Raw genomic sequence first — 13,651 nt, forward strand, 5'->3', positions numbered from 1 at the left:
ACGTAGACTGCGCCCCATGAAGACGGAATTCGATGCGGCCCGCCTGGACGTGAAGGCCTTTGCCCAGGCCGGTGCCACCCTGGCCGAAACCAGCCCGCTCGCGCAATGGACGCGCCTGACCGAGGAGGCGGCGCAGGCCACCGGTGATGCAGGACCTGTGGAAGTCGCCTGGAGCACGCACGGTGAAATGCGCGGCAGCGCCACCGGCCCCGGCGTGCCCTGGCTCCATGTCGAGGCCGAGGTGCAACTGCCGCTGGTATGCCAACGCTGCCTGGGCCCTGTGCAGACTGTGCTGTCGGTGGACCGGTGGTTCCGCTTCGTCGCCGACGAGGCCACTGCCGCGGCCGAGGACGAAGAAGCCGACGAGGACGTGCTGGCCCTGTCGGCCGACTTCGACCTGCGCGCACTGGTCGAGGACGAGCTGCTGATGGATATTCCCGTGGCGCCGCGCCACGAGGTCTGCCCCGAGCAGCCGCGCTTTTCGGCGGCGGACGAGGATTTCGACGCGGCCGGCAGCGACAAGCCCAACCCCTTCGCGGTGCTCGAAGGCCTGCGCAAGCCCAAGTCCGAATCGAACGATTGACGCCCGAGGCGGCTGGCTCTGGCGCTGACCTTGCCGGCTGGGTTATACTCATTGGCTTCGCGCGCATGCCGCAGGCCCTGTCAGACGATGCACGAATGCTTCGTGCATGTCCGGGCCGCCCCCGGTGCTCCGCTCTTTGGTCGGCATTGCTGACTGATTGTTGGCTGGGCACTCGCGGGTTGCAGCGCGGTTAGCCAGGCCGGTTCGACCGCTGGCGCCGCTGCCTCAGGGTCTCGCGCCTTTCCGCCACCCCAACAGATTCGCAGGAGCCAACCATGGCCGTTCAGCAAAACAAGAAGTCGCCTTCCAAGCGCGGCATGCACCGTTCGCACAACGCGCTGGGCGTGCCCGGCATTGCCGTCGAGCCCACCACGGGCGAGACGCATCTGCGTCACCACATCAGCCCCAACGGCTTCTACCGTGGCCGCAAGGTGCTGAAGACCAAGAACGAAGCCTGATTGCCCCTTCAAGGCCAAGGCCCGAGGCTACTGAACCCGTAGCGTCGGGCCTTTGTTTTGATGTCCAGCACCGATCTGCACGCTCCGGCTGCCACGGCGATCACCCTCGCGGTCGATTGCATGGGCGGCGACCATGGCGCCCGCGTCACGCTCGCGGCCTGCCGCCGTTTTCTCGACAACCATCCTGATGCCCACCTGGTGCTGGTCGGCGTCGAGTCGGCCGTGGCTGGCTTCAGCCACGAGCGGGCGCGGCATGTGGTCGCCACCGAAGTGGTGGGCATGGACGACCCTGTCGAGGTGGCGCTGCGCCGCAAGAAGGACTCGTCCATGCGCGTGGCCATCCAGCAGGTCAAGGACGGCGCCGCGCATGCGGCCGTCTCCGCCGGCAACACCGGTGCGCTGATGGCCATCGCCCGCTATGTGCTCAAGACGCTGGACGGCATCGACCGGCCGGCCATCGCCACCCAGTTGCCCAACATGAAGGGGGGCGCCACCACGGTGCTCGACCTGGGGGCGAACGTGGACTGCGATGCCGAGACGCTGCTGCAGTTCGCGGTGCTTGGCTCGGCGCTGGTGTCGTCGATGAGCGGCGACGATTCGCCCACGGTCGGCCTGCTCAATGTCGGCGAAGAGGTCATCAAGGGCAGCGAGGTCATCAAGCGCGCCAGCGTGCTGCTGCGCCAGGCGGCCGAGTCGCGCGACCTCAACTTCCACGGCAACGTCGAAGGCAACGACATCTTCAAGGGCACCACTGACATCGTGGTGTGCGATGGCTTCGTCGGCAACGTCGCGCTCAAGGCCACCGAGGGCGTGGCCTCGATGATCGTGGACTTCCTCAAGCAGGAGTACTCGCGCGGCCTGATGAGCAAGGTCGCGGCGCTGGTCTCCTACCCGGTGCTCAAGGCCCTCAAGAAGCGGCTGGACCACCGTCGCTACAACGGTGCAGCGCTGCTGGGCTTGCGCGGCTTGGTGTTCAAGAGCCACGGCTCGGCCGACGAGCTGGCCTTCGGGCATGCTCTGGATCGCGCTTATGATGCCGCCCGCAACAACCTGCTCGACCGCGTCCGCGCCCGCATCGCCCATGCCGCCCCACTGCTGGCGCGGCCTGAGGTGACGGCGCCCACCGACAACGCGGCACTCCAAGCTTCATGACGCTCTATTCCCGCATCACCGGCACCGGCAGCTATCTGCCGCCGCGCCGGGTCAGCAACGACGAACTGGCGCAGGAACTGGCTGGTCGCGGCATCGAGACCTCCAACGAATGGATCGTCGAGCGCACCGGCATCCATGCCCGCCATTTCGCGGCAGACGGTGTCAACAGCAGCGATCTGGCGCTGGAAGCCTGCCGCCATGCCCTGGAGGCCGCCGGCCGCAGCGCAGCCGAGGTGGACCTGATCATCGTGGCCACGTCCACGCCCGACATGGTGTTCCCCTCGTCGGCCGCCATCCTCCAGCACAAGCTCGGCATCGCCGGCTGCCCCGCCTTCGACGTGCAGGCCGTGTGCAGCGGCTTCGTCTATGCGCTGACGGTGGCCGATGCCATGGTGCGCACAGGCGCGGCCAAATGCGCGCTGGTCGTCGGCGCCGAAGTGTTCTCGCGCATCCTCGACTTCAACGACCGCACCACCTGCGTGCTGTTCGGCGATGGCGCCGGCGCCGTGGTGCTGGAGGCCAGCGACACCCCTGGCATCCTGGCCAGCGACCTGCATGCCGACGGCTCGCACGTGGGCATCCTGTGCGTGCCCGGCCATGTGTCGGGCGGCCAGGTGCTGGGCACGCCGCTGTTGCACATGGACGGCCAAGCTGTCTTCAAGCTGGCCGTGCGGGTGCTCGAAGAGGCCGCGCGTGCCACGCTGGCCAAGGCCGGCAAGACCGAGGCCGACATCGACTGGTTGATCCCGCATCAGGCCAACATCCGCATCATGCAGGGCACGGCCAAGAAGCTGAAGCTGGGCCTCGACAAGGTGGTCGTGACCGTGCATGAGCACGGCAACACCTCGGCCGCGTCGATCCCGCTGGCGCTGGATGCCGCGGTGCGTGGCGGGCAGGTGCGCACCGGAGACACGGTCATGCTCGAAGGCGTGGGCGGCGGCTTCACCTGGGGCGCCGTGCTGCTGAACCTGTAAGGCGCTTCCGTCACCGGGATCGCTGGGCGTCGCGTCCATCACAGGATGCGCGCCGATGGAGACTCAATCACCATGAAGAACTTCGCATTCGTCTTCCCGGGCCAGGGCTCGCAGTCCGTGGGCATGCTCGACGCCTGGGGCGACCATCCGGCCGTGCGCGAGACCCTCGCCGAGGCGTCCGAGGCGCTGGGCCAGGACGTGGGCCTGTTGATCAAGGAAGGCCCGAAGGAAATCCTGGCCCTCACCACCAACACCCAGCCGGTGATGCTGGTGGCCGGCATCGCCGCTTGGCGCGCCTGGCTGGCCGAAGGCGGCGCTCAACCGTCGGTGGTGGCCGGTCACTCGCTCGGCGAGTATTCCGCGCTGGTCGCTGCCGGCGTGCTGACGCTGGCGCAGGCGGCGCCGCTGGTCCGCTTCCGTGCCCAGGCGATGCAGGAGGCCGTGCCGGTCGGTACGGGCGCCATGGCCGCCGTCCTGGGGATGGCGGCCGAGCAGGTAAAGGCCGGCTGTGCTGAGGCCACGGCCGCCATGGGCGCCCCAGGTGAAGTGGTCGAAGCCGTCAATTTCAACGACCCGATGCAGACCGTGATCGCCGGCAGCAAGGCGGCCGTCGAGCGCGCCTGCGAACTGCTCAAGAGCCAGGGCGCCAAGCGCGCACTGCCGCTGCCGGTGTCGGCGCCCTTCCATTCCAGCCTGATGAAGCCGGCGGCCGAGGCCCTGGCGCGCCGCCTCGCGGAGGTCGAACTGAAGGCGCCGCAGATTCCCGTGCTCAACAACATCGACGTGGCGATCGAAACCGATCCGGCCCGAATCCGCGAGGCGCTGGTGCGCCAGGCGGCAGGTCCGGTGCGCTGGGTCGAGAGCGTGCAGGCGCTGCAGGCCCGGGGCGTCGAGGCCGTCGTCGAATGCGGTCCGGGCAAGGTGCTGTCGGGCATGGTCAAGCGCATCGCGCCCGGTTTGGCCAGCGGCTTCATCCAGGATCCGGCCTCGCTGGGCGAAGCGCGGCAACTGGTCGCCTGACGCCGTCTCTCCCTTTTTCTGGAAACACGCATGAACACTCCCGCGATCCAGGGCCAGGTGGCCCTTGTCACCGGCGCCACGCGCGGCATCGGCGCAGCCATCGCGCTGGAACTCGCCCAGCGCGGCTACAAGGTCATCGGCACGGGCACGAGCGCCGACGGCGCCGCCAAGATCGGCGCAGCGCTGTCGCCCCACGGTGGTGAAGGCCAAGTGCTGAATGTCACCGACGGCCCGGCCGTGGAGGCCATGATCGACGCCATCGTGAAGGCCCACGGGGGCCTGCATGTGCTCGTCAACAACGCCGGCATCACCCGCGACATGCTCGCCATGCGGCTGAAGGACGAGGACTGGGATGCCGTCATCGACACCAACCTGAAGGCTGTCTTCCGCCTCTCGCGGGCGGTGATCCGGCCGATGATGAAGCAGCGCTATGGCCGCATCATCAGCATCACCAGCGTGGTGGGCGCCTCTGGCAATCCGGGGCAGGTCAACTACGCCGCTGCCAAAGCGGGCGTGGCCGGCATGACCCGTGCCTTGGCGCGCGAGCTGGGCAGCCGTGCAATCACGGTGAACTGCGTGGCGCCTGGCTTCATCGAGACCGACATGACCGCAAGCCTGCCCGAGGCGCAGCAGCAGGCGCTGCTGTCGCAGATCCCGCTGGGCCACCTGGGCAAGCCAGCCGACGTGGCCCATGCCGTGGCCTATCTCGCATCGCCGCAAGCGGGCTATGTGACCGGGCAGGAACTGCACGTCAACGGCGGCATGTACATGTGAACGCCGCCAGCCGCCGCGCGCGTCCGTCGGACGAATCTGCGCAGGGGGCTGGACAGTGGCTTCTCCGAGCGGCCGTAGGCCCTTGCCGGGACTTCGCCCGGAGCGGCCCGGCTAAAATCCTTGATTCTTTACCACCCTCAGAGGGAACCTAAATGAGCGATATCGAAGCACGTGTCAAGAAAATCATCGCCGAGCAACTCGGCGTGGAAGAGTCGCAAGTGACCAACGAAAAGGCCTTCGTGGCCGACCTGGGCGCCGACTCGCTGGACACGGTCGAACTCGTGATGGCGCTGGAAGACGAATTCGGCATCGAGATCCCGGACGAAGACGCCGAGAAGATCACGACGGTGCAGAACGCCATCGACTACGCCGTCAAGAACCAGAAGGCCTGATCGGCCAAGCCCCAAGCCGTTTGCCCGCTGCGCTGCACGACCGGCGCTTTGCGAGGCTCCCTCCTCTCCCGTTTCGCGGGCCTTCGGCTTCACTTCCTCCCGGAACCGTCCTTTCAATGACGTTTCAGGCGCACGGCGCCCCAGGTCTGGGAGACCCACCATTGCAGAAAGGTTCGCCGGCATGACTCAACGCCGCGTCGTCGTCACCGGGCTCGGTTGCATCTCCCCCGTCGGAAACACTGTGGCCGAGAGCTGGGCCAATCTCGTGGCGGGCCAGTCGGGCATCAGCACCGTCACCAGCTTCGATGCCAGCAACCTGGCTTGCCGCTTTGCGGGCCAGGTCAAGGGTTTCGACATCACCCAATACATCTCCGAGAAGGAGGCGCGCCACATGGACCGCTTCATCCATCTCGGACTCGCCGCCTCGATCCAGGCGGTGCAGGACAGCGGTCTGCCCACCGGCGAGGCGCTGTCGCCCGAGCTGGCTGAGCGCATCGGCTGCAACATCGGCTCGGGCATCGGTGGCCTGCCGATGATCGAAGAGACGCATGCCGAGCTGACCAACCGCGGCCCGCGCCGCATCTCGCCCTTCTTCGTGCCGGCTTCGATCATCAACATGATCTCGGGCCACCTGTCGATCAAGTACGGCTTCACCGGCCCGAACATCGCGGTGGTCACGGCCTGCACCACCGGTCTGCATGCCATCGGCCTGTCGGCGCGCCTGATCCAGGCCGGCGACGCGGACGTGATGGTGGCCGGCGGCGCCGAATCGACCGTCTCGCCGCTGGGCATCGGCGGCTTCGCGGCCGCCCGTGCGCTGTCCACGCGAAACGACGATCCGGCCACGGCCTCCCGCCCGTGGGACAAGGACCGCGACGGCTTCGTGCTGGGCGAGGGCGCTGGGGTCGTGGTGCTCGAGGAATACGAGCATGCCAAGGCCCGTGGCGCCAAGATCTATGCCGAGCTCGTGGGCTTCGGCATGAGCGCCGACGCGTACCACATGACTGCGCCCAGCGTGGACGGTCCGCGCCGCAGCATGCAGGCCGCCCTGCGCAACGCCGGCATCAACGCCGACCAGGTCGATTACCTGAATGCGCATGGCACGTCCACGCCGCTGGGCGACCTGAACGAAACCAACGCCATCAAACTGGCCTTCGGCGACCACGCCCGGAACATGGTGGTGAACTCCACCAAGTCCATGACGGGCCACCTGCTGGGCGGCGCCGGGGGCATCGAATCGGTGTTCACGGTGCTGGCGGTGCACGAGCAGAAAAGTCCGCCGACCATCAACATCTTCAACCAGGATCCCGAATGCGACCTGGACTACTGCGCCAACACTGCGCGCGACATGAAGATCGACGTGGCGGTGAAGAACAACTTCGGCTTCGGCGGCACCAACGGCACGCTGGTGTTCAAGCGGGTCTGACGCGTTCCCTTGGCGTTCCTCCCGTCGCTTTTCGCCCCTCTGAATTTCCCATGCACCACGCCCCGGCGGTGAGTTTTCCGGTCGGGGCCTCCCGCCGCGCGGTAGCCCTGCATGGGGCCGTCGCGGGCATCGGAGGCCTCTGCGCCTTGGGTTGGGGCTTCCATTTCGCCGCCTTCGATGCGGCGACTGTCGCGATGATCCTGGCTGCAGTGGCGGGCGTGGTACTGGCGTGGGATGCGCGCCGGACCGCTGGCCGGGGCGTGTTGCATTGGACCGGTGGCGAATGGTCGATGACCGACCTTCGCGGCCTGAACCCGCAGGCGGGCGGCGCGCTGGCCGTGCTCATGGACCTCGGCACGCTGATGCTGGTGCGGTGCGTGATGACCGACGGCCGCACCCACTGGATGTGGCTGGACCGGGACGCCGATCCCCTGCGGTGGCGGGCCCTGCGCCGGGCTGCTTTCGATGGTGTGCCCGCCGAAGGGCGCCGTTCCCAGGGGGCGTCGGCATGACGAGCGCTCCGCCGCCGCCACCGCCTGCCAATCCGGGCGAAGCCGATCTTCTGCTGGTCCAGCGCACCCTGGCCGGCGACGCCAAGGCCTTCGAACTCCTGGTGATCAAGTACCAGCGAAGGATCGAGCGCCTCATCGGCCGGATGGTGCGCGATGTGGACCTGATCGAAGACATCGCGCAGGAAACCTTCATCCGGGCCTATCGTGCGCTGCACCAGTTCCGTGGCGACGCGCAGTTCTACACCTGGCTGTACCGGATTGCGGTGAACACCGCCAAGAAGGCGCTGGTGGACATGAAACGCGACCCGACGGTGTCCGAAGCGGCGCTGCGCAGCAGTGACGACGACGATGAAACTTACCGCGGCGGAAACGAACCAATCAGCGACGAAACCCCTGAATCCGTGCTCGCGGCCAATGAAGTGGCTGCGGCGGTGAATGCCGCCATGGAGGCGCTGCCGGCCGAATTGCGCCAGGCCGTGACCTTGCGTGAGATCGAGGGGTTGAGCTACGAGGAAATCGCCGAAGCGATGAATTGCCCGATCGGTACCGTCCGTTCGCGCATCTTCCGGGCCCGCGAGGCGATTTCTGCGCGAGTGAAACCCCTGCTGGAGAACCAGTCGGGCAAACGTTGGTGATCAGGTGAACCCCATGAACGAGCTTAGGACCCAGACCCTCGAACGGGTATCGGCGCTGATGGACGGCGAGATGCCGGCGGACGAAATGGCGCAGGCCGTGCAACAGGTGGCCGGCGACGGCGCACTGCGTGACTCCTGGCAGATGTACCACCTCGTGGGCGAGGCGCTGCGCACCGGACGGCACACCGCCTGCACCGACAGCGATGCCTTCCTCGACAAGCTGCGTCAGCGCATGGCCCAGGAGCCGCCGGTGCTGCGGCCCATCGAAGTGGTGCAACCCCCGTTCGAATGGAGCCGTCGCGCGGAGGCGGCCAACGAACCAGTGTTCCGGTGGCGCATCGTGGCCGGTGTGGCCTCGGTGGCCGTGGCGGCGGCGGTCGGCTGGAGCTTCGTGTCGGGTGGCGGCACCTCCGGCGGCGCCCAGATGGCGAGGCAGGATGTCGGCGCGCCGACGCTGGCGTCCGTCAGTCCGGCGCCCGCGCAGCAGCAGAGCCTCGTCCAGGTGGGCAACCGCCCCGAGGTGATGCTGCGCGACCCGCGGCTCGACGAGTTGCTCGAAGCCCACCAGGAGGCCGGCGGCGCCTCCCAGATGCCATCAGGCTTCCTGCGCAACGCCACCTTCGAAGCCCCTTCCCGCTGACCGACCGGATCGCCATTCCACTGCCGATGCCCGTTTCTCCCGCCTCGCGCCGCCGACTGGTCGCGACCGTTCCCGCTGCCTTGCTGGTATTGGCTGCTGCGCCAGCAGGCGTGCAGGCGGCGCCGCCTCCGGGCAGTGCCTCGCCTTCGACGACCACCTTGCCGCCTGTCCAGGCGCCGACCGGCTCAGGTGCGATCGACTGGCTGCGCCGCATGCACGAGGCGGCGCGCACCACCGAATACGTGGGCACCTTCGTGGTCTCGACCGGCGCCGGCGCGTTGTCGAGTGCGCGCATCTGGCACGCCTGCGACGGCCCGGTGTGCATCGAGCGTGTGGAGACGCTGTCGGGGCCTCAGCGGTCCACCTTCCGCCGCAACGAGCTGGTGCGTACCTTCCTGCCGGACCAGCGGCTGGTCAAGACCGAGCAGCGCGAGAACCTCGACGTCTTCCCCAATCTCCTGGGGGCGACCGAGGGCTCCATTACCGAGTTCTACGACGCCCGTCCGCTCGGGCGGGGCCGCGTGGCCGGCATCGAGGCCGACGTGGTCCAGATCGTCGCCCGCGACGCGATGCGCTTCGGCTACCGCGTGTGGTGCGAGCGACGCTCGGGCCTGGTGCTGAAGCTGCAGACCCTCGATGCGCGCGGCGCCGTGGTGGAGCAGTCGGCCTTCTCCGAACTCCAGTTCGAGGAGCCCATGCCCGTTCCGGCGCTGGCCGAGATGATGGACAACACCCAGGGCTGGAAGACCGAGCGCTCCAGGCTCGAGTCCGTCAATGTCGACGCCGAGGGCTGGACGCTGTCGCAGCCCGTCCCCGGTTTCAAGCCGGTCAGCAGCTACCTGCGTCCCATCGGCGAGCCGCGCTTCTTCTTTGGGCCGCGCAAGCGCATCCTGCAGTGGACCTTCTCCGACGGGCTGGCCACGGTGTCGCTGTTCCTGGAGCCCTACGGCGACCAGCCGCGCCAGGAGGGGGCCCAGGCCCAGGGCGCCACCTACACCCTCTCGCGCAAGCTCCCCGACGCTGCGGGCGACTGGTGGCTCACTGCCGTGGGCGAGGTGCCGATGCGCACCCTGGACGCCTTCGCCCGCGCGCTCGCGCGCACCCGCTGAACCTTTCGCCGCCTGGGCCTTCTCAAGGGCATCTCCCGAGAGGGGCGGCCCAGCGGCTATCGTGGTGCCCGCTCCTTTGCTCTCCCTGTTGTTGAAAGAAGTCCGAGGATGACGAACAGAGACCGTTTCATGTCTTCTTCCGCCCTGGTCCGCCGCGTTCCGGCGCTGGCCTTCGCCGCCCTGTCCGGATTGACGCTGCTGGTGCCGATGCAGCCGGCCGTGGCCCAGGCGGCTCAGGCGACCCGCACACTGCCCGACTTCACCGACCTGGTCGATCAGGTCGGCCCGTCGGTGGTCAACATCCGCACGGTGGAGCGGGTCACGCGCCGCGGTTCGGGGGAGATGGACGAGGAGATGCAGGAATTCTTCCGCCGTTTCTTCGGCCAGCCGCTGCCTAACGTCCCGCGGCAGAACCGGCCCCAGCAGCAACCGCAAGAGGAAGAGCGGCCCCGTGGCGTCGGCTCAGGCTTCATCCTCACCGCGGACGGCTATGTGATGACCAACGCCCACGTCGTCGAGGACGCATCGGAGGTGATCGTCACGCTCACCGACAAGCGTGAGTTCAAGGCCCGCATCGTCGGCGCCGACAAGCGAACCGATGTGGCCGTGGTCAAGATCGACGCCACCGGCCTGCCGGCGGTGAAGGTGGGCGACATCTCCCGCCTGCGCGTGGGCGAATGGGTGATGGCCATCGGCTCTCCCTTCGGTCTGGAGAACACCGTGACGGCGGGCATCGTGAGCGCCAAGCAGCGCGACACGGGCGAATACCTGCCCTTCATCCAGACCGACGTGGCCATCAACCCGGGCAACTCGGGCGGGCCGTTGATCAACATGCGCGGCGAGGTCGTGGGCATCAACAGCCAGATCTATTCGCGGTCGGGCGGCTTCATGGGCATTTCCTTCTCGATCCCGATCGATGAGGCCATCCGTGTCAGCGACCAGTTGCGTGCGACGGGCCGCGTGTCCCGCGGGCGCATCGGCGTGCAGATCGACCAGGTCAGCAAGGATGTGGCGGAATCCATCGGCCTGCCGAAGGCGCAGGGCGCGTTGGTTCGCGGTGTCGAAAGCGGCTCCCCGGGCGACAAGGCTGGCATCGAGCCCGGCGACGTCATCCTGAAGTACGACGGCCGCGACATCGAGCGGCCGAGCGACCTGCCGCGCATGGTCGGCAACACCAAGCCAGGGACCAAGACCACGGTGACCGTGTTCCGCCGGGGCGGGACGCGTGACCTCTCGATCACGGTGGCCGAGCTGGAGGCCGACCAGCCGACGCGCCGGCCGGCCGCCGGCAAGGAAGAGCCCAAGCCTTCCGTTTCGGCGGCCGCGAAGTCGTTGGGGCTGGCGTTGGCCGAGCTCACCGAGGCCCAGCGGCGCGATCTCAAGCTGCGCGGCGGTGTCCGGGTCGAATCCGCCACCGACGCGGCGGCCCGCGCCGGCCTGCGCGAGGGCGACATCATCCTGTCGGTGGGCAATGTGGAAGTGGCCAGCCTCAAGGAATTCGACGCCGCACTGGCCAAGATGGACCGGAACAAGGCCGTCAGCGTGCTTTTCCGGCGTGGGGATTGGGCCCAGTACGCGTTGATCCGCCCCACCCGCTGAGCGCTGCGGACGGTGTCGGGGCCCGTCAGGAGTGCGGCGGGCGGATTCTGAGTGGCCCCATCCATGACTTGGTTTTTGAGGCCATTCGGGCTTCGTGGGGCGGCCTTGACGGCGCCTCTCGGATAAAAATTTGCGAACGACCGGTGGAGGTTGATAGGACGCATCGCCTCGGCGGGATCTCAGGCGCTAACAACCATTTCGGTAGAATGAGGCCGCCTCAGTGCGGTTTTGCTTCATAAGCACCCATCGCTTGTTCACGATGCGGGATTCAAGGTCGCGATGCACCGTCGGTCCACAGATCGCCCACAAGTTGTCCAGAAAACAACCCACACAGCCTGTGAATAAGGTGTTGATAAATTCCTGTTGCTGACCTGCAACGAGGCTTCCCCGGCGTCCGCCGGCCTGTACGCGCCCCCCGTTTTGCCTACAATGAAGTTCCAACTACTGCAGTTGCCATTGCTTGTTGGTTCAGGGCGCGTCTGCCGAGGACGCGCCCTTTTTTCTTGTGCGCTTCGCCCTGCTGCACCAGCAAATTCAAAGACTTAAGTCTTCTCGTTGATGAACCACATCAGAAACTTCTCGATCATTGCGCACATCGATCACGGCAAGTCCACGCTGGCGGACCGCCTGATCCAGCGTTGCGGCGGCCTGGCCGAGCGCGAGATGGAAGCGCAGGTGCTCGACTCCATGGACATCGAGAAGGAGCGTGGGATAACCATCAAGGCGCAGACCGCTGCGCTGCACTACAAGGCCAAGGACGGGCAGGTCTACAACCTCAACCTCATCGACACGCCGGGCCACGTCGACTTCTCGTATGAGGTCTCGCGTTCGCTGTCCGCCTGCGAAGGCGCGCTGCTCGTGGTCGATGCTTCGCAAGGTGTGGAAGCGCAGACGGTGGCCAACTGCTACACGGCGCTGGACCTCGGTGTCGAAGTGCTGCCGGTGCTCAACAAGATGGATCTGCCCCAGGCCGATCCGGACCGCGCGAAGGAAGAGATCGAGGATGTGATCGGCATCGATGCCGGTGACGCCATCCCCTGCTCGGCAAAGACCGGCATGGGCGTGGACGAGATCCTGGAGGCTGTCGTTGCCAAGATCCCTGCGCCGCGCGGCAATCCGGATGGCGCGCTGCGCGCCATGATCATCGACAGCTGGTTCGACGCCTACGTGGGCGTGGTCATGCTGGTGCGCGTGGTCGATGGCCGGCTGGCCAAGGGCGAGCGCATCAAGCTGATGGCCACGGGCGCCACCTACAACGCCGACAACCTGGGCGTGTTCACCCCGGCCAACGAGCCGCGCAACAGCCTGGAGGCGGGCGAGGTGGGCTACATCATCGCCGGCATCAAGGAACTGCAGGCCGCCAAGGTGGGCGACACGGTCACGCTGATCAAGCAGGGCTCCGGTGGCGCCGCCTTCACGGCCACCGAGCCGCTGCCGGGCTTCAAGGAGATCCAGCCGCAGGTCTTCGCGGGCCTGTACCCGACCGAGGCCAGCGAATACGACCAGCTGCGCGACGCGCTGGAGAAGCTCAAGCTCAACGACGCCTCGCTGCATTTCGAGCCGGAGGTGTCGCAGGCGCTGGGCTTCGGCTTCCGCTGCGGCTTCCTGGGCCTGCTGCACATGGAGATCGTGCAGGAGCGCCTGGAGCGCGAGTTCGACCAGGACCTGATCACCACCGCGCCGAGCGTCGTGTACGAGGTACTCAAGAGCGACGGCGAGGTCATCATGGTGGAGAACCCCTCCAAGATGCCCGACATCGGCCGCATGGCCGAGATCCGCGAGCCCATCGTGACGGTGCACCTGTACATGCCGCAGGAGTACGTGGGCCCGGTGATGACGCTGGCCAACCAGAAGCGCGGCGTGCAGATCAACATGGCCTACCACGGTCGGCAGGTCATGCTCACCTACGAGATGCCGCTGGGCGAGATCGTGCTGGACTTCTTCGACAAGCTGAAGTCGGTGAGCCGCGGCTATGCCTCCATGGACTACGAGTTCAAGGAGTACCGCGCCTCCGACGTGGTCAAGGTCGACATCCTGCTCAATGGCGACAAGGTGGACGCGCTGTCCATCATCGTCCACCGCAGCCAGTCGCAGTACCGCGGTCGCGCCGTGGTGGCCAAGATGCGCGAGATCATCAGCCGCCAGATGTTCGACGTGGCCATCCAGGCCGCCATCGGCGCCAACATCATCGCCCGTGAGACCGTCAAGGCGATGCGCAAGAACGTGCTGGCAAAATGTTACGGGGGTGACATCACCCGCAAGCGCAAGCTGCTCGAGAAGCAGAAGGCCGGCAAGAAGCGCATGAAGCAGATCGGCTCGGTCGAGGTGCCGCAGGAAGCCTTCCTCGCCATCCTGCAGGTCGAGGACTGAGCGGATC

The 13,651-nt window shown here is 67.2% G+C and carries 14 protein-coding genes; all 14 read left to right on the forward strand.

Annotation, left to right across the window (positions count from 1 at the left end):
* The first annotated feature begins 16 nt into the window (after positions 1-16).
* Positions 17-583, forward strand: coding sequence for a YceD family protein (locus ACT54X_RS08915; protein ID WP_294366869.1), 567 nt, complete (start codon positions 17-19; stop codon positions 581-583).
* A 275-nt stretch (positions 584-858) separates the two neighbouring features.
* The gene (gene rpmF / locus ACT54X_RS08920) at positions 859-1,041 is read left to right on the forward strand and encodes a 50S ribosomal protein L32 (RefSeq protein ID WP_017760020.1); all 183 of its coding nucleotides are present in this window, start codon (positions 859-861) and stop codon (positions 1,039-1,041) included.
* Between the two features lie 60 nt (positions 1,042-1,101).
* Positions 1,102-2,193 carry a phosphate acyltransferase PlsX gene (gene plsX, locus ACT54X_RS08925; RefSeq protein ID WP_294366873.1) on the forward strand — a complete coding sequence of 364 codons (1,092 nt, stop codon included), beginning with the start codon at positions 1,102-1,104 and terminating at the stop codon, positions 2,191-2,193.
* On the forward strand, positions 2,190-3,167 hold the full coding sequence (locus ACT54X_RS08930; protein WP_294366876.1) for a beta-ketoacyl-ACP synthase III: 978 nt from the start codon (positions 2,190-2,192) through the stop codon (positions 3,165-3,167). The genes plsX and ACT54X_RS08930 overlap by 4 nt, the downstream gene beginning before the upstream one ends.
* Positions 3,168-3,239: 72 nt before the next feature.
* A complete protein-coding gene (fabD, locus tag ACT54X_RS08935) occupies positions 3,240-4,187 on the forward strand; it encodes an ACP S-malonyltransferase (RefSeq protein ID WP_294366878.1) in 948 nt (315 codons plus the stop codon).
* A gap of 30 nt (positions 4,188-4,217) precedes the next feature.
* Positions 4,218-4,961 carry a 3-oxoacyl-ACP reductase FabG gene (gene fabG, locus ACT54X_RS08940; protein WP_294366879.1) on the forward strand — a complete coding sequence of 248 codons (744 nt, stop codon included), beginning with the start codon at positions 4,218-4,220 and terminating at the stop codon, positions 4,959-4,961.
* 152 nt (positions 4,962-5,113) lie between these two features.
* A complete protein-coding gene (gene acpP / locus ACT54X_RS08945; RefSeq protein WP_017758944.1) occupies positions 5,114-5,353 on the forward strand; it encodes an acyl carrier protein in 240 nt (79 codons plus the stop codon).
* A 181-nt stretch (positions 5,354-5,534) separates the two neighbouring features.
* Positions 5,535-6,779: a beta-ketoacyl-ACP synthase II gene (gene fabF, locus ACT54X_RS08950; protein ID WP_114802592.1), complete on the forward strand. Its 1,245-nt coding sequence runs from the start codon at positions 5,535-5,537 to the stop codon at positions 6,777-6,779.
* Between the two features lie 50 nt (positions 6,780-6,829).
* The gene (locus ACT54X_RS08955) at positions 6,830-7,291 is read left to right on the forward strand and encodes a hypothetical protein (protein WP_294366886.1); all 462 of its coding nucleotides are present in this window, start codon (positions 6,830-6,832) and stop codon (positions 7,289-7,291) included.
* Positions 7,288-7,926, forward strand: coding sequence for an RNA polymerase sigma factor RpoE (rpoE, locus tag ACT54X_RS08960; protein ID WP_294366888.1), 639 nt, complete (start codon positions 7,288-7,290; stop codon positions 7,924-7,926). Before ACT54X_RS08955 ends, rpoE begins: the two co-directional genes overlap by 4 nt.
* Positions 7,927-7,939: 13 nt before the next feature.
* Entirely contained in the window at positions 7,940-8,566 is a 627-nt protein-coding gene (locus ACT54X_RS08965; RefSeq protein ID WP_294366889.1) for a sigma-E factor negative regulatory protein, read from the forward strand.
* Between the two features lie 26 nt (positions 8,567-8,592).
* Positions 8,593-9,675 carry a MucB/RseB C-terminal domain-containing protein gene (locus ACT54X_RS08970; protein WP_476346139.1) on the forward strand — a complete coding sequence of 361 codons (1,083 nt, stop codon included), beginning with the start codon at positions 8,593-8,595 and terminating at the stop codon, positions 9,673-9,675.
* A 129-nt stretch (positions 9,676-9,804) separates the two neighbouring features.
* Positions 9,805-11,274: a DegQ family serine endoprotease gene (locus ACT54X_RS08975; protein ID WP_294366893.1), complete on the forward strand. Its 1,470-nt coding sequence runs from the start codon at positions 9,805-9,807 to the stop codon at positions 11,272-11,274.
* A gap of 558 nt (positions 11,275-11,832) precedes the next feature.
* Positions 11,833-13,644 carry a translation elongation factor 4 gene (lepA, locus tag ACT54X_RS08980; RefSeq protein ID WP_294366895.1) on the forward strand — a complete coding sequence of 604 codons (1,812 nt, stop codon included), beginning with the start codon at positions 11,833-11,835 and terminating at the stop codon, positions 13,642-13,644.
* Positions 13,645-13,651 lie beyond the last annotated feature (7 nt).

It is taken from the genome of Pseudacidovorax sp. DMC4, from assembly GCF_056314265.1.

What these genes read in the sequence shown, in the direction of transcription:
- ACT54X_RS08915 (WP_294366869.1), top strand. Translation starts at nt 17, where the DNA reads ATGAAGACGGAATTCGATGCGGCCCGCCTGGACGTGAAGGCCTTTGCC.
- rpmF (WP_017760020.1), top strand. Translation starts at nt 859, where the DNA reads ATGGCCGTTCAGCAAAACAAGAAGTCGCCTTCCAAGCGCGGCATGCAC.
- plsX (WP_294366873.1), top strand. Translation starts at nt 1,102, where the DNA reads ATGTCCAGCACCGATCTGCACGCTCCGGCTGCCACGGCGATCACCCTC.
- ACT54X_RS08930 (WP_294366876.1), top strand. Translation starts at nt 2,190, where the DNA reads ATGACGCTCTATTCCCGCATCACCGGCACCGGCAGCTATCTGCCGCCG.
- fabD (WP_294366878.1), top strand. Translation starts at nt 3,240, where the DNA reads ATGAAGAACTTCGCATTCGTCTTCCCGGGCCAGGGCTCGCAGTCCGTG.
- fabG (WP_294366879.1), top strand. Translation starts at nt 4,218, where the DNA reads ATGAACACTCCCGCGATCCAGGGCCAGGTGGCCCTTGTCACCGGCGCC.
- acpP (WP_017758944.1), top strand. Translation starts at nt 5,114, where the DNA reads ATGAGCGATATCGAAGCACGTGTCAAGAAAATCATCGCCGAGCAACTC.
- fabF (WP_114802592.1), top strand. Translation starts at nt 5,535, where the DNA reads ATGACTCAACGCCGCGTCGTCGTCACCGGGCTCGGTTGCATCTCCCCC.
- ACT54X_RS08955 (WP_294366886.1), top strand. Translation starts at nt 6,830, where the DNA reads ATGCACCACGCCCCGGCGGTGAGTTTTCCGGTCGGGGCCTCCCGCCGC.
- rpoE (WP_294366888.1), top strand. Translation starts at nt 7,288, where the DNA reads ATGACGAGCGCTCCGCCGCCGCCACCGCCTGCCAATCCGGGCGAAGCC.
- ACT54X_RS08965 (WP_294366889.1), top strand. Translation starts at nt 7,940, where the DNA reads ATGAACGAGCTTAGGACCCAGACCCTCGAACGGGTATCGGCGCTGATG.
- ACT54X_RS08970 (WP_476346139.1), top strand. Translation starts at nt 8,593, where the DNA reads ATGCCCGTTTCTCCCGCCTCGCGCCGCCGACTGGTCGCGACCGTTCCC.
- ACT54X_RS08975 (WP_294366893.1), top strand. Translation starts at nt 9,805, where the DNA reads ATGTCTTCTTCCGCCCTGGTCCGCCGCGTTCCGGCGCTGGCCTTCGCC.
- lepA (WP_294366895.1), top strand. Translation starts at nt 11,833, where the DNA reads ATGAACCACATCAGAAACTTCTCGATCATTGCGCACATCGATCACGGC.